23 protein-coding genes and 1 other RNA gene are annotated in these 25,689 nt (G+C 47.2%); 5 read left to right on the forward strand and 19 right to left on the reverse strand.

Annotated elements, in window-relative coordinates:
• The first annotated feature begins 2 nt into the window (after positions 1-2).
• On the forward strand, positions 3-1,607 hold the full coding sequence (locus F0316_RS08660; protein WP_149560413.1) for a sensor histidine kinase: 1,605 nt from the start codon (positions 3-5) through the stop codon (positions 1,605-1,607).
• A 15-nt stretch (positions 1,608-1,622) separates the two neighbouring features.
• Here F0316_RS08660 and F0316_RS08665 read toward each other — a convergent pair whose 3' ends face one another.
• The 8 genes from F0316_RS08665 to F0316_RS08700 are packed head-to-tail and all read right to left on the reverse strand — an operon-like array spanning position 1,623 to position 9,724.
• Entirely contained in the window at positions 1,623-2,966 is a 1,344-nt protein-coding gene (locus F0316_RS08665) for a response regulator (protein WP_001177846.1), read from the reverse strand.
• 16 nt (positions 2,967-2,982) lie between these two features.
• Entirely contained in the window at positions 2,983-4,593 is a 1,611-nt protein-coding gene (locus F0316_RS08670) for an EAL domain-containing response regulator (protein WP_149560414.1), read from the reverse strand.
• A complete protein-coding gene (locus F0316_RS08675; RefSeq protein ID WP_149560415.1) occupies positions 4,593-5,897 on the reverse strand; it encodes a sensor histidine kinase in 1,305 nt (434 codons plus the stop codon). The genes F0316_RS08670 and F0316_RS08675 overlap by 1 nt, the downstream gene beginning before the upstream one ends.
• Before the next feature lie 11 nt (positions 5,898-5,908).
• The gene (locus F0316_RS08680) at positions 5,909-7,228 is read right to left on the reverse strand and encodes a sensor histidine kinase (RefSeq protein ID WP_001130104.1); all 1,320 of its coding nucleotides are present in this window, start codon (positions 7,226-7,228) and stop codon (positions 5,909-5,911) included.
• Between the two features lie 10 nt (positions 7,229-7,238).
• Entirely contained in the window at positions 7,239-7,823 is a 585-nt protein-coding gene (locus tag F0316_RS08685) for a chemotaxis protein CheC (protein WP_000029435.1), read from the reverse strand.
• Positions 7,820-8,185, reverse strand: a complete 366-nt coding sequence (locus F0316_RS08690; protein WP_001007798.1) for a response regulator — start codon at positions 8,183-8,185, stop codon at positions 7,820-7,822. Before F0316_RS08690 ends, F0316_RS08685 begins: the two co-directional genes overlap by 4 nt.
• Before the next feature lie 34 nt (positions 8,186-8,219).
• A complete protein-coding gene (locus F0316_RS08695; protein ID WP_000215322.1) occupies positions 8,220-9,362 on the reverse strand; it encodes an HDOD domain-containing protein in 1,143 nt (380 codons plus the stop codon).
• A complete protein-coding gene (locus F0316_RS08700) occupies positions 9,359-9,724 on the reverse strand; it encodes an Hpt domain-containing protein (protein ID WP_000438236.1) in 366 nt (121 codons plus the stop codon). Before F0316_RS08700 ends, F0316_RS08695 begins: the two co-directional genes overlap by 4 nt.
• A gap of 245 nt (positions 9,725-9,969) precedes the next feature.
• Here F0316_RS08700 and F0316_RS08705 point away from each other — a divergent pair, with 245 nt between their 5' ends.
• Positions 9,970-10,959, forward strand: a complete 990-nt coding sequence (locus F0316_RS08705) for an L-threonylcarbamoyladenylate synthase (RefSeq protein WP_001132585.1) — start codon at positions 9,970-9,972, stop codon at positions 10,957-10,959.
• 263 nt (positions 10,960-11,222) lie between these two features.
• The gene (locus tag F0316_RS08715) at positions 11,223-11,711 is read left to right on the forward strand and encodes a hypothetical protein (RefSeq protein ID WP_001286335.1); all 489 of its coding nucleotides are present in this window, start codon (positions 11,223-11,225) and stop codon (positions 11,709-11,711) included.
• 48 nt (positions 11,712-11,759) lie between these two features.
• On the opposite strand, the gene F0316_RS08720 is transcribed toward F0316_RS08715, so the two are convergent.
• Both F0316_RS08720 and F0316_RS08725 read right to left on the reverse strand, forming a co-directional pair.
• Positions 11,760-12,548, reverse strand: coding sequence for a helix-turn-helix transcriptional regulator (locus tag F0316_RS08720; protein ID WP_000048790.1), 789 nt, complete (start codon positions 12,546-12,548; stop codon positions 11,760-11,762).
• Positions 12,549-12,560: 12 nt separating this feature from the next.
• The gene (locus F0316_RS08725) at positions 12,561-13,103 is read right to left on the reverse strand and encodes a YbhB/YbcL family Raf kinase inhibitor-like protein (RefSeq protein ID WP_000647512.1); all 543 of its coding nucleotides are present in this window, start codon (positions 13,101-13,103) and stop codon (positions 12,561-12,563) included.
• 283 nt (positions 13,104-13,386) lie between these two features.
• On the opposite strand from F0316_RS08725, the gene F0316_RS08730 reads away from it, so the two are divergent.
• Complete coding sequence (locus F0316_RS08730; protein WP_000926911.1) at positions 13,387-14,217, forward strand: CPBP family intramembrane glutamic endopeptidase; 831 nt, start codon at positions 13,387-13,389, stop codon at positions 14,215-14,217.
• A gap of 89 nt (positions 14,218-14,306) precedes the next feature.
• Here F0316_RS08730 and F0316_RS08735 read toward each other — a convergent pair whose 3' ends face one another.
• The 8 genes from F0316_RS08735 to F0316_RS08770 all read right to left on the reverse strand — a co-directional run bounded on the left by F0316_RS08735 (position 14,307) and on the right by F0316_RS08770 (position 24,814).
• On the reverse strand, positions 14,307-17,522 hold the full coding sequence (locus F0316_RS08735) for a glycosyl hydrolase family 18 protein (RefSeq protein WP_172626045.1): 3,216 nt from the start codon (positions 17,520-17,522) through the stop codon (positions 14,307-14,309).
• A 614-nt stretch (positions 17,523-18,136) separates the two neighbouring features.
• A complete protein-coding gene (gene arsJ, locus F0316_RS08740) occupies positions 18,137-19,366 on the reverse strand; it encodes an organoarsenical effux MFS transporter ArsJ (RefSeq protein WP_000952210.1) in 1,230 nt (409 codons plus the stop codon).
• A 44-nt stretch (positions 19,367-19,410) separates the two neighbouring features.
• Positions 19,411-19,908, reverse strand: a complete 498-nt coding sequence (locus F0316_RS08745; RefSeq protein ID WP_002043617.1) for a cyclin-dependent kinase inhibitor 3 family protein — start codon at positions 19,906-19,908, stop codon at positions 19,411-19,413.
• A gap of 13 nt (positions 19,909-19,921) precedes the next feature.
• Positions 19,922-20,923, reverse strand: a complete 1,002-nt coding sequence (locus F0316_RS08750; RefSeq protein WP_033928332.1) for an ArsJ-associated glyceraldehyde-3-phosphate dehydrogenase — start codon at positions 20,921-20,923, stop codon at positions 19,922-19,924.
• 96 nt (positions 20,924-21,019) lie between these two features.
• Entirely contained in the window at positions 21,020-21,361 is a 342-nt protein-coding gene (locus F0316_RS08755; protein WP_000936745.1) for a metalloregulator ArsR/SmtB family transcription factor, read from the reverse strand.
• 314 nt (positions 21,362-21,675) lie between these two features.
• Positions 21,676-21,772, reverse strand: an RNA gene (ffs, locus tag F0316_RS08760) — signal recognition particle sRNA small type.
• Between the two features lie 130 nt (positions 21,773-21,902).
• The gene (locus tag F0316_RS08765) at positions 21,903-23,924 is read right to left on the reverse strand and encodes a GGDEF domain-containing protein (protein ID WP_172626000.1); all 2,022 of its coding nucleotides are present in this window, start codon (positions 23,922-23,924) and stop codon (positions 21,903-21,905) included.
• Between the two features lie 146 nt (positions 23,925-24,070).
• Positions 24,071-24,814 (reverse strand): VP0952 family biofilm-associated protein, encoded by a 744-nt coding sequence (locus F0316_RS08770; RefSeq protein ID WP_000603545.1) that lies wholly within the window; start codon positions 24,812-24,814, stop codon positions 24,071-24,073.
• 50 nt (positions 24,815-24,864) lie between these two features.
• On the opposite strand from F0316_RS08770, the gene F0316_RS08775 reads away from it, so the two are divergent.
• The gene (locus F0316_RS08775; RefSeq protein ID WP_000371949.1) at positions 24,865-25,167 is read left to right on the forward strand and encodes a DNA base-flipping protein; all 303 of its coding nucleotides are present in this window, start codon (positions 24,865-24,867) and stop codon (positions 25,165-25,167) included.
• A 53-nt stretch (positions 25,168-25,220) separates the two neighbouring features.
• Here F0316_RS08775 and F0316_RS08780 read toward each other — a convergent pair whose 3' ends face one another.
• Positions 25,221-25,652, reverse strand: a complete 432-nt coding sequence (locus F0316_RS08780) for a YbaY family lipoprotein (RefSeq protein ID WP_000756880.1) — start codon at positions 25,650-25,652, stop codon at positions 25,221-25,223.
• Positions 25,653-25,689: the final 37 nt, after the last annotated feature.

The raw sequence follows: 25,689 nt of genomic DNA on the forward strand, positions 1-25,689 counted from the left end.
CGATGTCGATACGCTTAAAGACCATGCTTGGTGTGGCGTTGATCGAAGCTTTGTTGCTGACGATTTTGATCACCTTCACCCTAAGCTATCTTGAGTCCACCAACTATGATGGATTACAAAAGCGCGCCCAAACGACCATTGCTCTATTTGCCACTATGGTGAAAAATCCAGTACTGGCTTACGATCTGGCCAGTATCGATTCTGCCGCCACGTTAATGATGTCCAATCAAGACATCGTCTATGTCGCGGTCGAAAATCCCCATGGAAAACTCTTAACCTTTAAAGGCAACCGCGATTTATTCGAGGCTTACCATACGATTAACGATCAAGATTTTTCTAAACTCCAATCCATCTATCCCATCACCGATGTTATTGAGGTGAGCGGCACTCTGTTTGGTACCGTATTTATCGGCTTTGATCTCTCTTATCTCGAGCAACAACTCGCTCACGCCCGTAAATGGACACTACTGATTGTGCTAGGGGAAATGGGCTTAGTCGCCCTGTTCTCTTACTTGTTGGGGAATGCCTTGACCCGACGTTTAACGGAACTCAAAACCGCAACCGATCAAATCACCTTCGGCAATCGTGAAGTCCTGCTTGAAATCCAAGGTCATGATGAAATCAGTCGCGTCGCCCACTCTTTTCAACAAATGGTGCAATCGCTGCGCCATTCAGAAGCGACCATGCGAGATTACCAACATCAACTTGAGCAGTGGAATTTGGAGCTTGAAGATAAGGTTAACCAGCGTACGGAAACCCTACTCGCAAAAAATCAGCAACTGGAAGAGATGAATACCAAGCTCACTTTAATGAAAGATAAGCTGGTTGAAACCGAGAAAATGATTTCGATTGGTACACTGGCTGCAGGCTTTGCTCATGAGATTAACAACCCTAATGGCGCACTGAAAAGCCACTTGCAGCTACTCCAACAAGACTTTAATCAACTTAAGGTGGGATTTGAACAGATTGATATTCTGCTAAGCGGAAGTGATTTTCATGGCAAGTTCACCCAAACCAAAAATGCGCTTTATCTCGAAGAGAGTTTTTCAGGGATTGAGGAAAGCCTTAGGGATGCGCTGCACTGTGTTGACCGAATAAAAACGATTGTCGATAAAGTTCAGCGTTGCCAAGCCGAACCCGCGCTCCATGACAGCAGTTGGGTTTCTCCACTCAGCTTAGTGGAACAAGCCATTCAAATTTGCGGATTACGAGAGTGGGTAGTCTGGAAAGAACAAACCCTCTATCCACCGTTGATTTATTGCTACAGCAACGATTTCGTGACCGCGTTGAGTGCGATTTTAAATAACGCCTATCAAGCTTACGCCTCCGATGACCCGATGCTCCGTATCGAACTTTCGCTGCGTCATGATCATCAACAGTTAGAAATTGAGGTGCGCGATTTTGGCCGCGGTATGAGTATCGAAGAAAAACAGCACGCTTTTGACCCCTTCTTTACCACTCATGATGTGGGTAAAGGTGTAGGCCTCGGTTTAACCGAGGCCTACAGCAGCATCAAAAAATACGATGGCGACATACAACTCTTTAGTGAACTGGGACAAGGCACCCGAGTGTTAATTACTCTGCCGTTAGCCCCCAACAAACCGTAACGACCTGACGAATCCTTATCCTATATAAACGGGGATCGGCATATTCATCTCTTGCTCTAACTCTTTGAGTTTACGTAATAAAGGCTCACTCATTGCGTTGCCAGCCGTTAGCATTAAATTGCCATTGGGTAGATAGATATCACGTTTGATAACCATGCCCGGACGTACTTCGCTCAGGCTGACACACAGCTCCATACCCTCTTCAATTCGAGTCACTGCACTCACAATCGTAATAAAGGCTTCCACAACTTTAGGATCGTAATAGACTTCGGACTGCTGACGCAAATAGCCTTGCGCACTTTTGGTGTGCATGCGTCTTGGGTTATTCGCCCCCGCAACGAAGAAGTCATAATCTTTGACGACTTTTATGATCCGCGCGCCAATCGGAATTTGCTCACCACGTAAATGATCCGGCTTCCCTGTACCATCATACAGCTCATCTTGATGACGGATAATTTCCATCAGCGGTTCAAAGCGCTTAATTCGGCCCACAATTTCTGCACCCAAAATTGGATTCACGTTCGGGGTAATGGGGATCTCCGAATCCTGATGCACCTTGACCACTTTCCAGTCATTACTGGTTTCAGCAATCAGGCCGATTTGATGCATAAGCCCACATAAATAAACATGGCTGGCAACGGCCTCTGATAATTTCAGTTTAAGAGCGACCGATTTGGCCTGATTCGCGATCCGCTCTGCATGATCCGCAGGGAACCCCGTACGATGCTGGATAATCGCGGTCACCATAGCCAAAATATCTTTAAACGTTTTATTGCGTGAAGCAAGCAAGGATTCTAAGCGCTTGTTACTCTCTTGTAAGGCGACGGTACGCTCTTGTACTTTCGCCTCCAATTCTTGATTAAATTGCGCAAGTTTATGGTTATTCTCAGCTAATGCCTGATTCGCAACTTCCAGTTCTTTATTGCGTTCTTCCAATTCAATAGTCAGGCGCTCTTTATCCCGACTTAAGCGATAAAACTCGGCGGCTTTTCCTACAATGAGCTTGAGGTTTTCGTTGTCCCAAGGTTTGCTGATGTAGGTATGAATCCCTCCTGCGTTAACCGCACGTACTGTCGATTGAATATCCGCATATCCGGTGAGCAGCAAACGCACCGTATCCGGCTGCATTTCTCGCGCTTTGGCAAGAAAATCTGCACCATCCATCTCTGGCATACGCATATCCGAGATGATGATGTGGATTGGGTTTTCCTGCAGATATTCCAACGCATCAGCGCCGTTATCGAAGGTCACTACGTTGTAATCCATCCGCAACACACGGTTAAGCGCTTTCAAAATATCGTTTTCATCATCAAGTAACAGGACGTTTAACTTCTCATCGTGCATGTTATCCATTTGCATAGCGCTCCCCTATTTTTTATGGAGATGGTTTGTTATGGAGATAGTTCAGGACTTGTTGTGGTGAAATAGCCGGGCTAACTAAATAGCCTTGCACCATGTCACATCCCATCTCTTGTAAAATTTGATATTGCTGAACTGAGTCGACCCATTCTGCAATCACCTGCATAGACAAGGATTTAATGCTAGAAATCATCGATTGTAAAATGACCGTACTTGATTCCGCCTTGCCCAAACTTTGAATGTATCGCCCATCAATTTTCACTACATCAAACGGAATTTCACACAAGTACTCATAACCAGAATATCCCGTACCAAAATCATCTAACGCGCAGCGTATTCCTAATGATTTTAGCTTATAAATCTCATGTTTAGCGGCATCAAAATCCGCAATCAAATCGTGTTCCGTGATCTCAACAGAGAGTCGATGCAACGCATGTTGCGCTTGCTTCTCCTCCGCTACGCTCAGTAACAAACGATAAAAACTGCCGTCAGTGAGCATTTTTCCCGGAATATTTACCCCTATGGTGATGTCTTGTAAGACCGCATCTTCCGTCGTTAAAAAGGTCAAAATGTCGCGCACCATGACTTCAGTTAACGTCGGGATCAAATGGTACTTTTCCAAGATCGGGAAAAAACGATCGGGCATTTCATACAATCCTTTGCCAATCACTCGTCTGGCTAAGGCTTCAAACGCTACGACGCCCCCAGAATCGATGTGCTTTTGAGGCTGATAGAAGGCACAAAAATGGCCGAGTTGGAGGTCACGATAAATATTCAATAGCTGTTTAATTTCCAGCGTCTCGTCCGCATTGCCCAACCCAAAGATAGGGAAATGATCAACCAACGCGCTTTTCTCACATGGCGGATTGACTAACTTCAACTCAACATCAGGCCAAGACTCAATATCGGCAATCCACCAATGCGGCGGCTGAGCAATATCAAAGGCCGCATTATCTGAAGGTGCTGGGTTCTGAAAGCTATCAATTAACTTAAATAATGTTTGATACCAAGGCGTTAAGCGGTGAGTAACCCAAAACCAACGTGCTCCATCTTGATAGATGTGCTCAGTTTCTGGAAGTTGCTGGATCACATGTTGCGAAATGGCTTGTTTTTGCAGGTCCTCCAGCGGCGCCGTCCACTCCATGATCAGCACAAGATAGGGGTGGTCAGCCAGTGACTGTAATAATGAGATCTGTTTGTTGAGTGCTTGCCATGTTTTCAGTCCGGAAACGGTATCAAACTCTTCACGGCGCTCTTTTTCACTAAAACACTGCAAGATAGTTTGCAACAGATAATTTCGCTCCCAAGGCTTGAGCAAAAATTTGTACAGATCGCCTTCATTCAAGGCTCGCGATAATCCATTCATATCCGCCTGCCCAGAGAGGATAAGCGACATGATGTGCGGATAGCGGCGATTAATCTCTATCACCAAATCCGCACCATTCATGCCCGGCATCCGATAATCGGAAATCACCATCTGTACTGGATGTTGCTTTAAAAGCTCTAACGCTTCTTGCGCACAAGTGGCGGTATGCAGATGGGGGAAATAAGGACGCAGCTCGCGCTTTAAGGCATTCAACACCGCAGGTTCATCATCCACTAGCAGAATTTCACGGTTGCTTTGCATCAGAAGGCTCCTTGAGCACGCACCGCTTGTGGCAGTGTCACAAAGACTCGCGTTCCGACCCCTTCTGTCGAACAGAGCTTTATTTTGCCATGGTGTTCTTCGATGATTTCACGTGCCACGGATAACCCCAAGCCCGCTCCGTCACCGACTTTTTTAGTTGTGAAAAAGGGATCAAACACTTTTTCAAGGTGCTCTGCACTGATCCCTTTGCCATTGTCTTCAATCAGCACTTGTACGCGTGGAATGCCTTCTCCCGGCCAACGGACTTCACAGAGTTCAAGACGCACGACCCCTTCTTGGGTTGCAGAGACGGATTGCACCGCATTAATAATCAAGTTGATAAACACTTGTTGCAGCTTGTTGTAGCTGCCACGAATGTAATAAGGCTTTTCTGGTGCGGGATACACAAACTGAGCTCGGTATTTCAGATCACCAATAATCAAAGCCAGTGCCGAACTCAGTACGTCACGCATATCAATTTCTGCCATATTTTCATGCGTATGTGAGTACACATTGAGGCTCGAAACGATATTTTTGATCCGCGACAGTCCCTCTAAGCTCTCCATCAAGATCGCTTCACTATCGGCGATCATCTCATGAAGCCTAGGGTCGGCTATCGGTTGAATTTGTGGATGCTGCCTTATCTGAGCAACGTATTCATTCAGGAAACTGAAGTTACTCATCACAAACCCAAGCGGGTTATTGATTTCATGGGCGACACCAGCGGCTAACTTACCTAAAGACGCCAATTTTTCTTCTTGCTGAACCTGATGCTTATCGATAACGGTTTTGCGAAATTGCAGCATGGAGTAAAGCGCACTTTTGGTAACATCAAATAGCGCATATAACTCATCGCGTTGTGAATGATTAAAACCATCCAACATCGGCTGCATAATCAGCAGGAGATAATGATTCTCGGCGGTGTGAAACTTCGCCGCTAAGGCGCTCTGACAGTCAGGAAAACAGTGTGCGTAATGCTCTCGCCACACCCTTTCCGTTTGCACATTCTGCATGCAGTACCACTCATCTTCAATAAATGGAGGTAATGCGGTTTTGAAGCGAGTCTCCACTGTCAAGCCACTGGTTTGAATAATACGCAAGTGCTCGTCGGATTGACGTTCAAGTAACGCAATCTGACACCCGGGCACTAAATCGCTGATGGTGGTCATTAAACTATCGAACTTACGCTTTGGCTTTACATTGGAAAACAGCACCTTGATAAAGGCCAACAGAGCAAAAGGAATATGGCAATCATTCTCTTGTTCTCGCATAGCTGCGCCAGAAGTGCGTAGTTTGTCTACCATAATGCCCCCATTTACATCGCTTTGGCATCGGTATTGTCTACCGCTTCGGCACTGGGATTCACCGGTAAACGAATGGTGAATTCGCTCCCCTTACCGACTTCGCTGGTGACGCTGATCGTACCATTGTGCTTATTGATAATGCCGTAGGAGACAGATAAACCTAATCCGGTCCCCGAACCGACAGGTTTTGTGGTAAAGAAGGGTTCAAAAATACGCTCGCGGATCTCCTCCGGAATACCGCATCCCGTGTCTCGAATGTGTATTTCAACAAAGTCGTCCCCCGCAGATTGTAAGGTAATGGTGATCGTCCCTTCGCCTTTGATGGCATGGCTGGCATTCACCAATATGTTGAGTAACACCTGATTGATCTGCATCGGCTGGCAAAAAACATCGGGCACATTGGCCGCGTAGTGTTTCTCCAACGTGATGTTGTACTTGATCTCGTTATTGATGATTTTCAACGTCGATTCGATACAGTTTTCTAGATTGGCGTAACTCCACTCTGAACGGTCAACGTGTGAGAACTCTTTGAGGTTTTTTACAATCGACATGACGCGTGAAGAGCCTTCGAGAGATTCGGTAATCAACTCCGCCGTGTCTTCCAAAATAAAATCTACTTGTCCTTGTTTAAGGATCTTCTGACAAGCTTCATTGAGTGCCGTGTCTTTACTCTGACCAATCGTCTGGGTAATGCTTTTCAGAACTTTCTCTAAGCTATTAAAGTAGTCGCTTAACGTTTGTAGGTTCGAGGTAATAAAGCCTACTGGGTTATTAATTTCATGGGCGATCCCCGCAGAAAGTTGACCAATTGAGGCCATTTTTTCCGATTGAATTAATTGCCCTTGTGCATCTTCCAGTTTCTTGATTAACACTTTTTGGGATTGATGCTCTTCTTCAAGCTTTTGCGATACTCGCTTAAGTTCCTGTTGCTGGCTCGCTTGAATCGTGACGTCATACACACAGAGACAGACATGCTCTATCGTCCCATCTTCACTGTGGATCGGGATCACTTCGAGGTTTTGATACATCTGCTCTTCTTCGCCCGACACTGGGCGAGAACTTTTGAAAGGCAAAAGATGCGGTTTCTGCTCCCAACTGCTGAAACTGGAGGATTCAATCACCAGCGCCGTATCAATTTTGCGCTTTAAATAATCGGCGGATTCAGGAAATAGCTCTAGGATGTTCTTCCCTTGCATGGTTTCCCCATCAAAAATGACACGTGATTCAAAATATTCATTCACTTTGACGATCACATAGTCATTACGCACGATACAGAGCGCAAAAGAGAGTTGATCCAGTAGTTCAGAGAGCAATAAACGACTCTTTGCCATACTCGTATCCTTACATCAAGAGTTCGTCGAGATGGGCAAATACCTTATCTAACTCTTTATCAGCAAAACAGATGATGGTTTTGGCAGAAAAAGAGGCCTTCTCAACCAGAAAATTGATTTCCATAATCAAAGACAGACGCCATTGCAAAATTGGCAAAGGCTGATGGGTCGGATCAAAGATGACTGGTGGTTGAATTTTGGTTTTCAATTCAATCTGTTGACATAGACCTTTTAAACTCGCCCCAGAAAGGATGTTGGAGATATCCAAAATGCTCTCTTCAATACTGACTAATCCATCCGCCATACCTTTCGAATGGTTAAGGTCATTGACCACTTGCTCACAACCGCAACGGCTCATTAAGGTGATCAGCTCTCCATCCATTCCGCCGTAGAAAGATTGTCGGGTGTAATAATAATCAGCGGCATAAGACTGCAGCGCACGCATATCTTCCTCTGTCGCGACCCGAATGTTGGGAACGGAGATGGTGACGTGCAAATTAAGCAAGGTCGCAAGCTTACTGGCGGCTCGACCCATAGAGATGTTCATGAATTCCTGCAATGCGTCTTTGTGATCTGCGGAAAGTACAATGCTCATAGCAACCCTGCCTCATGAAGTGTTTGTTCCAGTTGCGCTGGATCGAGTGGCTTTTGCAAAAAGTTCAGCGCGCCCAACTCTCGAACTCGTTGCTGAACCAAGGGTTGAATATCCGCACTAATCACGATAACTAAGCATTTCGCATCAATGCGGTGAAAGTGTTCCAAGACTTGTATCCCATCCATTTCAGGCATGGTGAGGTCGAGAAACATCACATCAGCAAGGCCATTGTTATAGTTCTCTACGGCTTCCTTTCCATTTTGAGCCTCGGTTATCTCTACATCCCAACCGGCAGGAATCGCCCTAATCACGGACTTGCGTGACATCTTTGAATCATCAGCTACCGTTAGTCGAATCGCCATAAACTCACTCCCTTAAAATTCAGTATTTCACTGACTAAGCTGGAAAAAATTGAGTTTCCAGTTCCTTGAGCGCACCTTGTATTGAGTCTGGTGCTTCTTGTACAAGCTGTCGGTATTCATTGATTTGCTTGCAATTTTCAATTCTATTCGCCAGACATGAAAGACTGCCTAGCTGCTCTAAATGCTCACCGCTAAACGAGGTCAATCTTTGGTTGAGAATGATATCCCCTATATCAATATCGTAGCCCCACATAATCAGTATGTATGCCGATATCACATCACAATCGGCATACCCAGGCTGTAAGTGGTAGTAATCCAAAAACTCTTTTTTACTTGCACCATCTTCGAGCAGCAGAATTTTGCCAATTGAGGTCAGTAAATTCGCCACAAAAATCCGGTCTTGATCCTGACGCGGAAAACCCAACTCTCTCACCAATGCTCTGGCAATGGAGCTGGATTTGAAGGCGCAATCTGCCACCCATTGATGATCTTCCGCTGAGTTCACATTACTGGGATGAATTGCGAGCAAAGAGATGGCGATAGACTCCACCAAAACCGCGCCCAAACGCGCAACCGCTTCATGCAGCGAATCGGTATTACGCCGAAAACCAAAGTAGGATGAGTTGGCGATTTGAATGATTTTGGCCACCAATACAGGCTCATGAACTATGGTTTCCGCAATCGCGTCCATACTGCAATTTGGCGAAGCAATCACTTGTTGTAACTTACGAACGGAGTTAGGCAGGATCGGAATTTCCTCTAACGCCCCCAGTCGCTTGCGGCATTCAATATTGAACGGCATTCGATACAGCCGTTCGACACATAAGAAAAGATGTTCAAAATCTTCGTGAGTAAAAGGTTTAGGAAGCACAAATTGCGCATAGGTGTGCGCTTTACGAGGCAATTCTTGGGTCGTATCTCCGGTTAACAGTACCCGCATAGTCTCTGGACAACGCGCACGTAATTCCGTCAGCAAGGCTTCACCATTTTTCCCCGGCATCAGCAGATCGGAAATCACCACGCTAGGCGCGTGCTCTACATCCACCACCCAATGGTTAGCATCTTCAACTAACTCAATCTCCCAATCAGGTCGCATGCGGCGAATCATACGTCCTAACGCTTTGAGCATAAAATCGTCGTCATCGACGCAAACAACTTTCATCGCTTCTACTGTCATCGATTACTCACTTTTTGCTGTTCTAGATAGATGGTGACTTGTTCAAGGACATCGCGACTTCGCTGGCATAATTCTTCCACTTGCCGCACATAGTCACTATGCCACTCTGGGTCGGCGGCCGTTTTCATCTCAAGTTGAAAACAGAATTCGGACAGAGCATCACTACCAATGAACCTTGCCGAGGATTTCATGCTGTGTGCCAAGCGATGCAGCTCACTGACGGACTGCGTTGCAACAATCGTGATTAATTTCGTCAACTGAGCTTGCGTGTTCTCTTGATAGCTCACCAACATAGGCTCTACCAGATCGCTGCCGACCATTTTGGCGATTGTCGAAATGTTAAATGCGACACTCTGCTCCATCTCTTTTTCATTCCAATGTTAGGGTTGCGATATAAACCAATACCTTAACCTCAGTGTAGTTCATTATCGGATATGTAAACGGTAGCGGTGCACACTTTTAGTTTTAAAGTTATCGATAAACTCCATACTAAGGTTTATCGTTCAAAAGCATTCTTGAGTAGGGATCTGGGTCAAATTTTGTTAGAATGCCGCCCTTCAAAACACCGGACACCCTTTCATCGGTGAATGGATGATGCGAGTAAGTTATGCCGAACCACGGAGATTTTTTGTTGAATACCCAACAGCTTTCAGCGATGACACCTGCTGATATTGAATGCGCAGCTCAGTTACTTAAGCAAGGCCAACTGGTTGCGATACCGACCGAAACCGTTTATGGACTGGCGGCCGATGCCACCCAACCTGAAGCGGTGAAGCAGATTTTTAGTGCCAAAGGTCGCCCAGCGAATCATCCGTTGATCGTCCATCTCGGGTCGGCAGAACAACTCTCTGAATGGGCGACCGATATTGCGCCAGAAGCGTATCAACTTGCCGAAGCTTTTTGGCCGGGGCCTTTGACGCTCTTGCTCCCCAAAGCCAAGCAGGTTTCACCTGTTGTGACTGGCGGTTTAGAATCGGTCGGCATTCGTGTTCCCGCTCATCCTGTCTTGCTGGATATTTTGAAGACGCATCGCTTAGCGGTGGCGGCACCTTCGGCCAACCCCTACAAAAAACTCAGCCCAACCTCAGCCCAGCAGGTGCTTGATGGTTTGAATGGCAGACTCGCCGCAGTCTTGGATGGCGGTGAATGCCAACACGGTTTGGAATCCACGATTGTCGATTTAACCAGCAAACCTTTTCGTGTACTGCGCGCAGGCCCGATAACGGCCAGTGAACTTAGCGCGGTATTGGGTCAAGAAGTACTGCAGCCACAAGTTCATCAAGTTGCGGTGCCGGGAAATGTCGATAGCCACTATCAACCGAAAACGCGCCTACGGGTGATTGATGACCTAGCCCGTGAGCTTGCCACTCAATCGGATGAGCTTCGCATCGCGCTACTTAATCTCTCTGCGCTGCAAGCCAGCGAGCAGCGTTTACTCAAGCCGATGCCGCAAGAAGCCAAAGCCTACGGCCAAGCCTTGTACCGCTCTCTGGCCGAAGTGGATAAATGGGGCGTAGATGAAATTTGGTTAGAGCGTCCACCACAAGGTGAAGCGTGGCTTGCCGTGCATGATCGGCTGCGTCGCGCAGCCAGCTAAGCCAATACCCACGCCGAGTACAGAGAAGAAAGGTCACCATTTTTGTGAGCTCACGCAGCAAACTAGACAACCAAACTGAGATGTCTGCAGATATCAGCTTGGTTTTGTCGATGTACATCCCCATTGATGTTCACAAAGCTGGTGAAAAAAACGTGCTTTTCAATCGCCCTTTCAATAAAGATTGATGCACCGCAATGCGCCGACTCGGCAGCCAGATTAATTAATAGCTTCTGTTTCGAAGCGCCACCGATAGGATTTGTAAGATGTCTGATGTTTCTACCACCGTCGATTTTGCCACACAAACCGTACAACCTGTAGTTGAGTCAAGCGGCTCCATTTGGGGTTATGTGGTCGGCGGGATCGTCATCGTGATTGCTGCGGGTTATTTTGGTTTTAGAAAAATTAACAAACCTGCGTTTATGATCAAGCAACTGCGTAAACGTAACCAAAAAGAGATGAAAAAGAATGGCGTGGAAAGTGCCGAAGCCATGAACGACCTCGATCTTGTGCTGGATGCCGTTGAAGCGTACGCCACTGAGAAAAAAATGAAAGGCACGGAAATGGTGAAATTGCTTGCGCCACTCAATGACGCCACCAAGATTAAATCTGCCAGCGATTTCTATCATGCGATGTCTTACATCGCCAAAAGCATTGATAACCAAACGTTAGCGAAAAATCTGCTCAACAAATCTAAGCAAGTGAAATCGAGCTCAGCGTTGATGGCAGGCCTTCTAAAGCGCGCGGGCATTTAATCTCGGTAATCCAATCCATAGTTCAAGAGCCACCTAAGGTGGCTCTTTTTATTTTTCCGGCTTATCCGTAATGGTTTGTAAATACTGATAAGGCGTAAGCCGATACTGCTGCTTAAAGCGCGCCGAAAATCGAGTCAATGATTGATACCCACAAGCCACCGCGACCTCCATCAAAGGACGTAGCTCTTGTAGCAGCGCAAGCGCGTAGTTCATCCGCACTTCACTGAGCACTTCTCGAAAACCCGTACCTTCCGCTGCCAAATGTCGAGCCAAGGTCGCTCGACTCATCGCAAAATGCGCCGAAACCGTTTCAATATTGTGTTCATCACCGGGATTAACACTTAAATAACGCGCTAAACGCTCTCGCATTGAGGCATTATCGCTTGGAAATAGGAGATGTAGCGCTTTCTCATCCCGCAGCTGCGCGTAAAAACCCAGCACAAACTGGCGCTGTGTCTCTTCACTGAGCGATTGTTGGTTCATCTCGTAAAGCAGCTCAAAACAGTAGGCCAGCTCAGCCGTCACTCTCACTCTAGGTTGTTCATTTCGCTCATATTGACTTGATTGAGTTATCCACTCTACAGGTGGCGCTTCATGTAAGGTCAAGGTGCGTGAATAAAACTGCGCCTGCTGCGGTACATTCACAAAGGTAAGATACTGATTGGCTGGCAACATCAGCCAATCAGCAGAATGAAAATTGAGCGTCGTGTCATGCCACCAGAGCTGTTTATTTCCATGTGTTACCCAAATAATGGTGGGCGCATAGATCAAGACATTATGCAGAGGCTGTTTACGCAAACCTTTAAACTGCCCAGTCTGCACGATCACTTTGCTCATTTCTCTTCCTTATTATTCATTCACATAGGTTGCGGTTAGCGTGGCCTGCTCAAGCGCATTAGCGCGCAGCATAAAACCCACTAAAGCATTAGAAGCCCCTTGTGGGATCTCCATTTTTTCAAACGGGAGTGCCCAAACCGTAAATTGATAACGGTGCATACCGTGACCTTGTGGAGGGCACGCACCACCAAAGCCGCTAAAGCCGTAATCGTTGTTCAGTTCACGTACGCCTTTAAGTTGCTTAGCTGCGCCACGCGCCACATTATGTTGATCCGCCGCGATATCCAGTGCTACCCAGTGCCACCAACCACTGCCAGTCGGTGCATCGGGGTCATAAGCGGTAATGGCAAAACTTTTGGTGCCTTTCGGGGCATTGTTCCAGCTCAGTTGTGGCGACAAATTATCACCGCTACAACCAAAACCATTAAACACAAAATGCTTCGCCATTCGTGAACCTTCTTGAATGTCTTGGCTAGTGAGCGTCATGACAGGGCTGCTCAGCGCAGGAAAAGTGATCGCGGCGGCGAGTACAGGTAAAAGATGACGTGCTTTCATTGAGATTCTCCTCGTTAAGTTGACGTGAATAATTTACCTTCTTCAATCACTCAATAAGCAACAATAAAACTCAAAAAACACTCAAGATTCGTTACTTTTGAGTTTTATCGTTACATTCAATCACTGTCAACGTGCAAAAAAGGCTCACGGTATAGCTGTTCAACAGGTTTAACCAGTAAGAAAGCCTGACTTCGTGGCTTGTCCTTGCTCGCTTAGCACGTCATTATCCCTGCCTTAAATACCTCAAGCTCTTGAAGCAAGAGGAAATAAATAGGATATCAATATGTTACTTTCTGCATCCGCTTTGCTTTGGCTACCGCTGGCCTTAGCGATCATGGCGGGCTTCGCTCGTTATCACCGCGTTAGTTGGGGACTACTGATCATCACTCTGCTCAGTGCATTAGGAAGTGGTTACCTCACCTTCGTTGGCGCTGGAATCATCTGTGTTGGTTTTGCCCTGGCGTATCTGGCTGCGAATGGTCAATCACACTGGCGCACGACCGCTTGGGTTGCTTTGCTGCTGTGGTGTTTAGCGCTATTTCTCCATTGGCTACCCGGTTTTTCTAACCTCAAAGTGCTGGATAAAGTGATCGCCAGTGCGCACAGTACCCCTTTCAGCCTTTATCTGAATTTAGATAAACCGCTGGTGTTTTTTGCTCTGTTACTCGCGTTTCCAGCACTACTGGGTCAGTCTAAAACTGCGAACATCAAGGCCACACTGCTGACCTTAGTGCCTTTATTTGCTCTCTTGCCGATCGCGGTTTGGTTAGGCGCGCTGGCATTTGAATGGTCACTACCGGAGTGGTGGTGGATTTTTGCCCTCAACAATTTGCTATTTACTTGTGTGGCAGAAGAAGCGCTATTTCGTGGTTTGATTCAGCAAAAAGCTCAGCAGCAGTTTGGCGCCATTGCCGGACTTTTGATCGCCAGTGCGCTGTTTGGTATGGCCCATTTTGCGGGTGGTCCATTACTAATGATCTTCGCCGCCCTTGCGGGGCTTGGCTATGGTTTGGTGTTCCATTTTACCGGGCGTCTTTGGGTCAGTGTTGGCGTGCATTTCTTATTTAACTTCGCTCACTTGCTGTTTTTCACCTATCCCATGCTGGCGCGTTAAACGCCTTTTCCATTTTTCTTATCCCTTTTTCCAAGCATAGAAAAGCCCAGCCAAATGGCTGGGCTTATGTTTCATGAACGGTAGTTAACTTAGATTTTGCACACCGCTTTCCATGATGCATCGGCGCTGGATGGTGTACTGTTCGTCCACCAGTTGGCTTGCCATACAGAACCATTGTGGATCAGTTGGTCACCGCCTGCCGCGTGGTCGCCACGTGGAAACTCTGGGTACACTTTCAAGCCATTAGGGTTGATGCCGGCATCGGCACAAGATTGACCCGCACCGCCTTCGTTCCCATTGCCGCCATCGGTGGCACCTTCAAACGCTGGCAATGTTGGGAAGTCTTTCTTCAAGCCGACCGTTTCGTTACCCACGATAAAGCGCACGCCGTTAGCCACGCCAGAGACTGGGGTGTAGTACACCATATCGACGCTGTACTCACCGCCCGCAGGGATCGTTTCGGTTGAGCGCAGTGTCACGGCCACTTTGTGGAACAGTTTCTTCTCACCATTCACCGAGAAGTTGCTGCCGGTATGACCGCTTTCAATCACTTTCAGACCAGCACCGCTCCAATCTTTGACGATATCACCGGTTGACGTTGGCATCAGGAACTCAATCGTAGAACCACCCGGAATCGCCACATTTGAGTGGTTGGTAAACACCAATTTCGGGTTGATTGGGTAGTTGCTATCGCCTTCTGGCCATTCTGTGGTCGATACCGTAACGTCAATCACCGAGTCTGGTTGTGGCAGATCGTTATGACGAATATCCATCGGCTTCGCCGCGGCAAACACTTCATGGGCATAAGAAGTCATGTCAGAACCGATCACGTATTCGCGTTTCACCGCATCATACGAGTAGTCACCCGCCATCTCCCAAATCATCATGCCGCCTAAACCGTTATCGACGATGTAATCCAGTTTTGGCTTCAGTGAGTCTTTATCTTCAATGCTCAGGAATACTTTTTTGGTGTCGTTCCAAAGCCATGCCGTTTGCAGCTCTTGACTCCACACACGCTCGTATTTGCCTTCAATCAGGTGTTTCGGGTTGTTTGGATCCATACCCCACGCTGGGCCGTAACTTGGCATACCGTCAATACCCAATTTTTCAGCGTGCATCAGGTTCATCGCGTGCCACATGGGTACCACACCGGCTTTGATTTCGTTACCGTTGGCATCCACATCATGCCAGATGTTATCGGTACCTTCCGCGCCCCAACCACAAACAGTGGTGCCTTCTGGACATGACGATTGGTTTGGCTCAACCGCACGACCCCATAGACCTTTATCGCCGCCGCTCACGCCTTGCCAGCCACGGGTGTAGTAAGGAATCCCCATGTTGATTTGGCTTGGTTTAAAGGCGCCACGGAAGAAGTGGTGCGTCCACGCTTGGTTTAAGTAGCCAATGCCTTGATACTCTGCGGCTGTGTACACGCCCCATTTGGCAAGCTCAGCATCTTTACCATCATCAAACAGTGCGGCTTGTGGGCCGACAAACTCGTTCCACGTACCATGCAGGTCGTAAGACATGATGTTGACGTAATCCAGTACATCTTGCATCGCGAAGTCTTGCATACCACGCAGCAGGTAAGCTGATGAAGGTGACGCGATGGTCAGCATGTAACGACGGCCATCTTCTTCGCCCGCTTTATCCAGCGCTTTGCGCAGTTCGGTCATCATCACCATGTAGTTATCCCACAACTGGCCACGACACTTGTTCGACTGCTCGAAATCGACCGGATTACCGGAATCTTTCATTGATGATGGGTATTCGTAGTCGATATCCACGCCATCAAAATCGTATTGACGAATGAAATCGACCGCCGATTTGTTGAACGCCTTGATGCCTTCCATATTCACTGAACAGGAAGCCAGATCCGTCGTCATTGGATAGAAACCACCGGTTTCCGCCCAACCGCCAACAGAAATCAGCGTTTTCACATCGGGGTACTGTTTCTTAAACTTGCTCAGCAGGTTGAAATGACCTTGGTATGGCAGTGAGGGATCCATCTCGGCACCCGGTACATTTTCCCACGTCATCTTGGTCGCGGAATCATCCACTTGCATGCTGAAATCAGACTTGTTGATGCTGGCGAACGCGTAGTTAATGTGGGTCAGTTTTTCCCAAGGCAAATCGCCGGCGAGGTACGCTGGCAGACCATTTTTACCGGTACGCCATGAGGTGTAGTAGCCGATGATACGGCGCGGGTGATCGTCACCCATACACTCAGTGCCATCTTCACGATAGATCTGTTTGATATCACAGCTTAGGTTGCCCGTGCCCATTTCTTTGGCGTTCACTGTCACCATTGGGGTTTGCGTTTGGTGCCCTGCCGCATCGTAAGCGATCGCTTCAATGGCGTATTGACCCAAAGCCATCGGAGTCCAAGCCATTTGATATGGAGCTTGCGTAACACGGCCAACCGATTCGCCATTCACCCAAAACTCAACTGCGGTGAGATCATTATTTTCGTCTGTCGCATTCGCAGCCAGTGTGGTGACTTTACCCAAAAATACGCTTTGCCCGTTACGTGGATTGGTCAACTCAATCACAGGTGCAACAGGAACTTCAGGCTCAACCGGTGGATCAATTTCTTCGGCCTTGACGGTAATACGTACCGCTTGCTCTTTTAGCAAACCCGAAGCATCTTCCACGATGGCTTTGATGGAGTGAGCACCCTCACCAGCCGCAGTCCAGTTCGCTTGGAATGGCGCTTGCTCAAGTAGTGCAATCTGCTCACCATCCACCAAGAACGTGACGGTTTTTACTGTCGTGTTGGTTGCCGTAACGTTAGCCACAATCGCAACGGTTTGGCCTTCAATGAACTCTGCACCTTGAACGGGTGAAGCCAGCTCTAGCGAAATTTCTGGCTGACCTGGCTCCACTTCACCATCAGTTTCCAGTGCGATCGTGCTTTGCAGCAGGCTCAGGTCAAGCACACCACTGACGCCTAAGGTAAGATCAATGCTTGCCCCCGGCAGCAGTTGCGTTTTTACCCAACTGCCTTGATCAAAGCTCAGCGCTAAGCGGTTGCTAAACACTGAACCTTGCGCGTTGCTGCTAAAGCTCATGCTTGGGTAAGAGATGCCTTGTGCCGACCAAGAAGGTGTTGAAAGTGAAAGGTTGGTATCAAACGCAATGCTCGCATCACGCAGTTCAACTGGCTGATTGCCGTTGTTAGTGAGCGTCACTTTGTAGGTATTCCACCACTGGCTTTCAGTGCCAACAACAGAAGCGTCACTATTGATTGCCGCCTGCGCTGCAGGCATCGCCATTCCCACTGCTAATGCAAGAACGGTCGGCATTAAAGTTAATGCTGATCTTTTCATTATTTCGAGACTTATTTTATTGAACAAAATTTATGTCTCATTATAGAAAAGAAACTGTTTCAGTCTGTTTCAAACGGATGTAAGAAAATGTAACGCGACTTTCATAATTTTAAATAAACTCATTGAGTTCTTGAAAACAATCAGAAAGAAATAATTCATAAAATCATTGAGATCACGGTTCAATAAAATTATCGCTCGCTAGAAAGAACTATAATTAAGATAAATACCCAAACAACAAAATAGGCACAAGATCAATACCACCCCTTTAAATTCAATGCACTAAACCTTAATCAATACAAATTTCAGTCACACTTAATTACATTTAAGGTCAATAATCACTCACGCCAAATAAGTCAGTCCCTTTATTTTTGATCATAAATAAAAAATCAGACAATACTGATATACAAAAACAACATGTTTTTATAAAGATAGCCGCCAAGTCATTAATCCCAGAGTCAGAATAACCTCACACAATAAAAAGTCGCCAATAAACATTTCCAATAAATAATTATCTGTGCATTCCCGTAAAAGCGGATTGGTAAATTATTGACTAGAGGTACATATCGACTACAAAAAATCGACCAAGCTCATTATTTCAGATTCACTTGTGACGTATACACACGATTCGGCAGCCAAAATGAGATCAGCGTCGTCAGCACTAAAAATCCGAAAGAGACCCACAAACAAGCTGCCAGCCCCCAAAGCTGGAAGACCCAGCCGGATAATATCGTGCCGATTAAGCGCCCCATCGCATTCGCCATGTAGTAGAAGCCGACATCAAGCGACACGCCATCGTCTTTGGCGTAGCTGACAATCAGGTACGAATGCAGTGAAGAGTTCACCGCAAATACCGCGCCAAACAGCATGAGTCCTCCGATGATCACCACTTCTGGGTGCCACTGTATCTGCACACCGTAAGCGATCAGCCCCGTGACCAAGGACAGTGCTAATGCCCAGCCAATAGCGGCTCGCCCTGCTGGTGGATTCTCCGATTTGCTGCCTGTGATTTTCGGCGCGAATCCTTGAATAACGCCGTAGCCAATCACCCAAAGCGCCAGAAAGCCCCCGACAGCACTGTGATCCCAGCCAAACACGCTGCCTAAATAGATAGGCAGTGCGATGACAAACCACACATCGCGCGCGCCAAACAGAAAGAGCCGTGCCGCCGACAAGATGTTCACACTCGCCGATTTAGAGAAAATATCGGAAAACTTGGGCTTGTTCTTGGCCTTGCCGAGATCGGATTTCAAACTCATTACGCTGCCAATGAAAACTAATAGCAGCACAACTGCCATAGTAGCCACCGCGTACTGGAAACCGATCAAAGACAACAACGCGCCGCCCAAGAAAAATCCAGCACCTTTTAAGGCATTCTTTGACCCCGTCAGGATCGCAATCCACTTAAACAACGCGCCTTGTGCATTTTCTGGCACTAAGGTTTTGATGGCGCTTTTGGCACTCATCTTATTGAGATCTTTCGCGATCCCCGACAGAGCTTGCGCGGCCATTACCCAAGGAATGGTCAGCCAGCTTGCTGGCACTGCCAGCATCAAGAGTGCGATGATTTGCAAACCAAGCCCGATGTTCATGGTGCGATTCAGCCCAAGCCAAGCTCCAAGCCAACCGCCAATTAAGTTGGTCACCACACCAAAAAATTCATAGAACAGAAACAGCGAGGCAATCGCTAAGCTGGAATAGCCTAAATCATAGAAATAGAGCACCACCAACATACGCAGCGCCCCATCAGTCAGGGTAAAGTTCCAGTAGTTGAACGTCACGAGCATGTACTGGCGAACATGGGCATTCAGTTGGGACAACATAAACACTCTCTTAAAAAGAGCCGCTTATGCGGCCCTTGATCTGGTTATGGTTTGACGATTTGGTGCACGTACTGCACTTGCACTTCTTTGGTAAATGCACCCGGCCTTAATGCTTGCACCTGAGTAATGATGCTTTCCAGCGGCCAGCCTTTTTCCAGCAGCAGATGCGCGGCCAGTAAACCAGTACGACCCGAACCGCCCATGCAATGCAAAGCGACTTTTTCACCGCGGCTGAGTGCCTGATGCAAAGCGGGTGAGCACTGTTGCCAATCTTGCGCAAAGGCGGCATCCGGCGCGCAATCATCTTCAATCGGCGCATGAAACCACTGTAATCCGGCTTTTTCGACTTCCTCAGGTAGCTCACCGACACCATGCTGCTCCATTTCTTCATGGCTCAGCGCCGTCACTACAGCCGAAACCCCTTGCGCTTTCAGTTGGGCAATGCTTTCCGACAGTGGTGTGCCTTTGGTTCCCGGACAAGGCGTGAGCACTAAGCTCGCCTGATTGTCAGCTACCGGTAATTCCCAAGTTGGATGCGTCATTTTTTACTACTCCTTATGCCAAACCGACTTTACGAGCCAATTCCGCGGTGCGCGTGGCGTAACCCATTTCGTTGTCATACCAAGCGTAGATTTTCACCATTCGCTTACCAACCACCATAGTGGAGAGCGCATCCACAATCGTTGAACGTTGATCGCCTTGGTAATCAATCGACACCAGTGGACGCTCTTCAAAACCCAAAATACCCTTAAGCTCGTTTTCTGAGGCTTGTTTTAACAGCTGATTGATCTCTTCCACCGTCGTATCACGCTCCACATCAAAAATGATGTCGGTTAACGAGGCATTCGCCAGCGGCACACGCACGGCGTGTCCATCAATCTTGCCTTTCAGATCTGGGAAAATTTCGATAATCGCTTTGGCAGAACCTGTCGTAGTGGGGATAAGGCTCATACCGCAAGCACGCGCACGGCGTAAATCTTTATGCGGTGCATCCAAAATGGTTTGCGTATTGGTTAGGTTATGGATGGTGGTAAAAGAGGCTTGCGCAATACCCAGTTTTTCGTGGATCACTTTCACCACAGGGGCAATACAGTTGGTGGTACAAGAAGCAGCAGTAACAATGCGATGTTGTTCAGGATTGAAGATATGGTCGTTCACCCCCACCACGATATTGGCGATCCCCTCTTCTTTGACAGGCGCTGAAACGACGACGCGTTTTACTCCTTGTGCCAAATACTGGTTCAAGAACTCGCCTTTACGGTGCTTACCCGTAGCCTCAATCACCACATCACAGCCCGACCAATCCACTGCATCAATCGCTTTTTCTTGTGTTGCGCGAATGCGTTTGCCGTTGATCAGGATCGCATCCGCTTCACTGCTCACGGCATGGTGCCAACGACCTTGTACCGAATCGAACTCCAAAAGGTGTGCCAATGTTGCAGTATCGCCCGCCACATCATTGATCTGTACAAATTCAATCTCAGGCCAATCAAACGAAGCTCTTAAAGCCAAACGCCCGATACGACCAAATCCATTAATTCCGACTTTAATTGCCATCTTCCTTTTCCTTTAAACTTGCTTTTATTCCTTCCCAACTAAGTAGCGACCTTGGCTGCAACGCTAAGCCATTGGGAGATAACTCAACTTGGTTCTCTACACACAGCACTGTGGGCGAGAGGTCATCTCGGCGAGGCGCTGAATATCTTGCTGGTATTCCTGTTTAAGACAGTTGGATTCCACCAACCCTTGGATCTGTTTGCGCATCCATCCCGGCAGTTGATCGGAAATACGATAAAACACCCACTGCCCCTGACGGATATCGACCACCACGCCGCTGGCACGCAGCAACGCCAAATGGCGAGAAATTTTCGGCTGACTCTCATTCAAGGCTTCGGTAAGTTCAGCCACACAAACCTTCTCTTCCCGAGCAATCATCAGTAAGCAGCGCACCCGCGTTTCATCGGCGAGTAATTTGAAAAACTGGTGGGGTAACATAATCAAACTCCAATATATGTGGATATGCAAATATCTTATTGAAGAAAAAATCGATGTCAATCAGTGTTTGATGTATTGGATAAAAATAAATCAACGATGACTGCAACATCTGTCATCAAAAATTAATAAAACCATGAGTAAACAATGAGGTAAGACAAATTGTGCTTGGATAAAAAATCATTCAGGCTAGAAAAATGAGTAGAACCGAGGGTAGGAAGTAGCAATAGCTTAGACTAGGTCAACTTATCCCTTGAACAAGGAAGCTCACAGAATTATTGGGGAAGAATTGGATTTTTAGAACGTCAGATGGGCGGAGACCCCAGCCACATCCCGGCACACACATCATCCGCTGTGGCTGCTTCCTTCCGGATCTGACCAGGTTCACGAACTAGTGTTGCGGGAGGACCAGGGCCCCCATCGATTTGAGTTTGGATTGCTCCAAAGCGGGTGCGATTATTAAACATCGACTTAGGCAATGCAAGCGATAATCCTGATTTACCCCCACATTGCTCATCAACCGAACAGCATTTCACCAGTTTGATTAAACGATGTGTAATCCTTTTACCTTGCTGGCAGCCTGAAATGGCGATTGCGTCGATTCCGCCTTAGCGCGATACATCGCAATATCCGCTTGGTGCATCACCTCATTGAGTGATTCGGTCCGCTCACGATTCTTAGCAATACCAATCGCCACACTCACTTCAAAACTGACATCGCGCTCTGAATCCACAAACATAAAACGTTCACATTGCGCAACCACATGTTCAAGCCGCTTAGCAGAACATTCACCGATTAAAATAAATTCATCCCCACCAATCCGATAGCTGCGCCCACGCCATACCGCTTCGATGCGCTGAGCCAACTGCTTAAGGACTTTGTCACCCACTTCATGTCCATACTGATCGTTGATCGATTTAAACGTATTCACGTCAAGATAAACCAAGCTTAGGCGAGGCGATAACCCGCGGCGGTATCGGTTATACAAAGCGCGACGATTGCGCAGCTTAGTAAGGTTATCGGTATGTGAGATGCCATGTAGGTAAAACGCCACCATAAACAACACGATGAAAGCCATGGCAAAAAGCCATTGAGTACTGCGCTGATATTTCTTTTCCGCAAGTAATGTGGCTCGCCAATTTGGCTGATAATCATAGGTATGTATGATCTGTTCGGTATTGAGCATTTTAATTGCCCGAGAGAAAAGAGGTGCCAGTGTTGCACCAAGTGGATTTTTAGCAAAACCTATCGCAATGTCATATTGGTAGAAACTGCCAATCATGGTGTCTTCTACAATCGGTAACATCTCCGTTGACTCGCGAAGCAAGAGATTAAAATTGGCTCGATTGAGCACTATGTAGTCCACCTCTTTATTCAGTAAGGCTTGAACTTTCTCTTCCTGACTTGCGTAGCTGAACAAGATCTTGTTCGGCAGCATCTGCTGTAACAGCTCTTCAAAAAAATCGTCTTTGATGACGCCAATACGTTCAGCCACCAACTCAGACACATTGCTATACACATCGTCTTTATAGTGTTCACGTTTGACCAAAATCGCTTGTGGGTGGTAGTAGCTTTCACTGAAGTAAGCGAGGTTTTTACGCTGCTGAGAAACCGTGACAGGAGCCAAAATATCGATGCTTTTATCCTGCAAATCATCAAACATGCTCTCCCATGTTTCTTGACCATTACTGACCAATTCGCATTTCAGCAGTAGCATCTCACAGGCCTGAAACACAACATCAGCACTGATCCCACGAACCGAACCGTCTGGCTGATAAAGTGCATATTGCGGGTTGTTCTCTAGCTTAACACGCAATACACGCTGCACGTTGAGTCCGCTCTCAACCACGGATTGACGCAGAGCTTGCTTACGGATGTCCAATTGATACTTTTGGATCGATTCACGCAATAAACGTTGTACGTGAGCCGAATGCGCGTATTTTTCAATCTTGCCCAATAGCGCTGAGTGTTTGCCTTTAGGCGTCACAATAGAAACAGGCTGAATCGGTAATTGGTCGTTAAGGAGTTGTACATCAAGCCCTTTCAGTAGCATAGGTTTGAGCTGATTGATCGCATCAACCACTCCGTCTACTCGGCCACTTTCCAGCAAAGTGAGCGCTTCTAAATGGCCTTCATACTCAACTTGCTGGATATAGGGGTAGTGTTCTTTTAACAAGGCCCCGTAGATGGTTCCTTTCGGGATACCCACGAGGCGCAACTCGGGTAAACGTAGGCCACCATAACTGTAGAGATAGGTGTACTCGATGTTGGTTGGTCTTGAAAAATCAAAACGTTGAGCACGCAAATCAGTGTAAGTAATGTTGGCAGCAAAATCGGCATTGCCAGTCTCTATCGCCACCAGAATATCGTTAAAACTGGGGTAGTTGACGTATTCAATTTCAAGGTTGAAGTGGTGAGCAATCGAATCAAAAAGCACGCGAGTCACCACGTCATCCGCTTCGGTGGCGACCTTATACGTCGTAGATGTTGCGGCTAAACTGCTGGTGGAAATCAATAGCCAACCTAGCCAAAGTAAGACTCGGCGTGAAAAAGCGTTAAGTAGCATAGACGTTGAATAATGGTATGTTGTATTTTTTGCTGCGCATTTTATCGTAAATACCCCCACCCCACTATCAACTTTAGGTAATAAATTTCATAGAGCCACCGATGCTTTATTAGGCTCTCATCTGGCTATTTGATGCACTCAATGGACTATTCGTGCGCTTCCTCTGTGCTTTTCAATACATAGTCTGTGGTCCAAGCTGTGACCAAAATGCAGATCCATACCACAAAGACCGGATTGGGCACTTCTGTCGCGGGTGAAACGACTAACGCAGCAAAACTGACACAAGGTAGGCTCCATCCCAACAAGCTTCCCCAGTTTAAGGAAGGGGTTGCTTTGGGGATCAGGTTTTCGCACGCAGCAATAATTCCGGTTATCAGTAACGCTAAGGTGACCGCATAAAATTGCTCGGCCACCCAGAGCGGAATCACTAAAGCCAATGCCCACCAACTGTGAGCATGATTTGGTTTCCAACCTCGAGCTGCCCACCAGATCAACATCACCATAACTATCTGCACCACAGTCACCATAGGTGAGCCTTCCAGTTTGCCCGCCGATTGCGTTACCATGATGCCCACTTGCAAAGTGAGTACAATCAAAGCACTGACTAAGATCACTCCCCAGTTACTACGTGGAGAAAACGCCACCATCAGCAGCGGAATAAGCACCCACTGACTGATAGACAACGCCACCGGTTGGAGTGGTAAGGTAAGGCCAAAGATCCCCATCGCGAGCAACATGACAACGCTGGAAAATCCTGATTTAGGCAATAGCCAGAGAGCAGGGATCAAAAATGCGATGATCGGAATATCGCCCTCACTCAAACCTGCCACATACGCAGCAACAATGGAAAACAGAATCGCGATGAGAAATTGTAAGGCAGACAGTATCATGCCAACTCCCTATACCTATCCTTGGTAAACTTGTTTCGGGCACTTGTATTATGGACCAGTTTTTACAACAGATCTTTGTCGTGATTCACCAAATTCCGGTTGGTCGGGTTTCGACTTACGGCGCTATCGCCAAAATGGCCGGTTATCCGGGCTATGCACGCCATGTGGGCAAAGCGCTGGGTCATTTACCTGAGGGGAGTCAGTTACCTTGGTTTCGAGTCATCAACAGCCAAGGCAAAATTTCACTACAAGGGGAAGATTTTGTGCGCCAGCGGCAATTATTGTTAGCCGAAGGGATAGAGGTGAGTGACACCGGGAAAATATCGCTACGTAAATATCAATGGCAGCCGTAATGGCTGCCATTGTGCAATCGAAAAAGCTTAACGCAATAACGCCTTATCGCGAGTTATTCGCCATGCACACCAATCAGCATCATAGGTACGTGTTTAGTTGCTTCAGGATCGGTGATCACACCGTAATGAGTATCCGTGATGAAACGTAGCTTACCATCGACTTCGATACGCGCACTCACACTGTAACGATGACTCGCTTTGATCTTGCGGCTGTCATACGCTAGGTTGAACTCAAGTGGTACTTGCATACCATTAGTGATGAAGTTCTGTTTTGCGATAACCGTCGCTGGCGCATCAGCCAAGGAAACGTCTTGTAGGTAAACTGTCACCACCGCATTATCCGGCAACGCAATGCGTTCACGGTATGCCACACTCCCCGTAATCGATTGGATTTTATCTTGTGTCTTGTTGGATTCATTCATTTGGCAGCCTACGAGTACAGAACCAAACAGGATAGAGATAACAATAAGTAGAACCTTTTTCATAGCGCCTCACTACACAACTGGGAAACATCACATTAGA

This window comes from Vibrio cholerae (assembly GCF_008369605.1).
GTDB lineage: Bacteria > Pseudomonadota > Gammaproteobacteria > Enterobacterales > Vibrionaceae > Vibrio > Vibrio cholerae.

Bases quoted from the DNA above. Each gene is read 5' to 3' on its own strand.
- F0316_RS08705 (WP_001132585.1), top strand. From the start codon at position 9,970: ATGCCGAACCACGGAGATTTTTTGTTGAATACCCAACAGCTTTCAGCG.
- arsJ (WP_000952210.1), bottom strand. From the start codon at position 19,366: ATGTTGTCCCAACTGAATGCCCATGTTCGCCAGTACATGCTCGTGACG.
- F0316_RS08775 (WP_000371949.1), top strand. From the start codon at position 24,865: ATGGACCAGTTTTTACAACAGATCTTTGTCGTGATTCACCAAATTCCG.
- F0316_RS08700 (WP_000438236.1), bottom strand. From the start codon at position 9,724: ATGGAGCAGAGTGTCGCATTTAACATTTCGACAATCGCCAAAATGGTC.
- F0316_RS08675 (WP_149560415.1), bottom strand. From the start codon at position 5,897: ATGGTAGACAAACTACGCACTTCTGGCGCAGCTATGCGAGAACAAGAG.
- F0316_RS08665 (WP_001177846.1), bottom strand. From the start codon at position 2,966: ATGCAAATGGATAACATGCACGATGAGAAGTTAAACGTCCTGTTACTT.
- F0316_RS08780 (WP_000756880.1), bottom strand. From the start codon at position 25,652: ATGAAAAAGGTTCTACTTATTGTTATCTCTATCCTGTTTGGTTCTGTA.
- F0316_RS08730 (WP_000926911.1), top strand. From the start codon at position 13,387: ATGTTACTTTCTGCATCCGCTTTGCTTTGGCTACCGCTGGCCTTAGCG.
- F0316_RS08745 (WP_002043617.1), bottom strand. From the start codon at position 19,908: ATGACGCATCCAACTTGGGAATTACCGGTAGCTGACAATCAGGCGAGC.
- F0316_RS08770 (WP_000603545.1), bottom strand. From the start codon at position 24,814: ATGATACTGTCTGCCTTACAATTTCTCATCGCGATTCTGTTTTCCATT.
- F0316_RS08715 (WP_001286335.1), top strand. From the start codon at position 11,223: ATGTCTGATGTTTCTACCACCGTCGATTTTGCCACACAAACCGTACAA.
- F0316_RS08670 (WP_149560414.1), bottom strand. From the start codon at position 4,593: ATGCAAAGCAACCGTGAAATTCTGCTAGTGGATGATGAACCTGCGGTG.
- F0316_RS08720 (WP_000048790.1), bottom strand. From the start codon at position 12,548: ATGAGCAAAGTGATCGTGCAGACTGGGCAGTTTAAAGGTTTGCGTAAA.
- F0316_RS08765 (WP_172626000.1), bottom strand. From the start codon at position 23,924: ATGCTACTTAACGCTTTTTCACGCCGAGTCTTACTTTGGCTAGGTTGG.
- F0316_RS08755 (WP_000936745.1), bottom strand. From the start codon at position 21,361: ATGTTACCCCACCAGTTTTTCAAATTACTCGCCGATGAAACGCGGGTG.
- F0316_RS08750 (WP_033928332.1), bottom strand. From the start codon at position 20,923: ATGGCAATTAAAGTCGGAATTAATGGATTTGGTCGTATCGGGCGTTTG.
- F0316_RS08680 (WP_001130104.1), bottom strand. From the start codon at position 7,228: ATGGCAAAGAGTCGTTTATTGCTCTCTGAACTACTGGATCAACTCTCT.
- F0316_RS08695 (WP_000215322.1), bottom strand. From the start codon at position 9,362: ATGACAGTAGAAGCGATGAAAGTTGTTTGCGTCGATGACGACGATTTT.
- F0316_RS08690 (WP_001007798.1), bottom strand. From the start codon at position 8,185: ATGGCGATTCGACTAACGGTAGCTGATGATTCAAAGATGTCACGCAAG.
- F0316_RS08735 (WP_172626045.1), bottom strand. From the start codon at position 17,522: ATGCCGACCGTTCTTGCATTAGCAGTGGGAATGGCGATGCCTGCAGCG.
- F0316_RS08660 (WP_149560413.1), top strand. From the start codon at position 3: ATGTCGATACGCTTAAAGACCATGCTTGGTGTGGCGTTGATCGAAGCT.
- F0316_RS08685 (WP_000029435.1), bottom strand. From the start codon at position 7,823: ATGAGCATTGTACTTTCCGCAGATCACAAAGACGCATTGCAGGAATTC.
- F0316_RS08725 (WP_000647512.1), bottom strand. From the start codon at position 13,103: ATGAAAGCACGTCATCTTTTACCTGTACTCGCCGCCGCGATCACTTTT.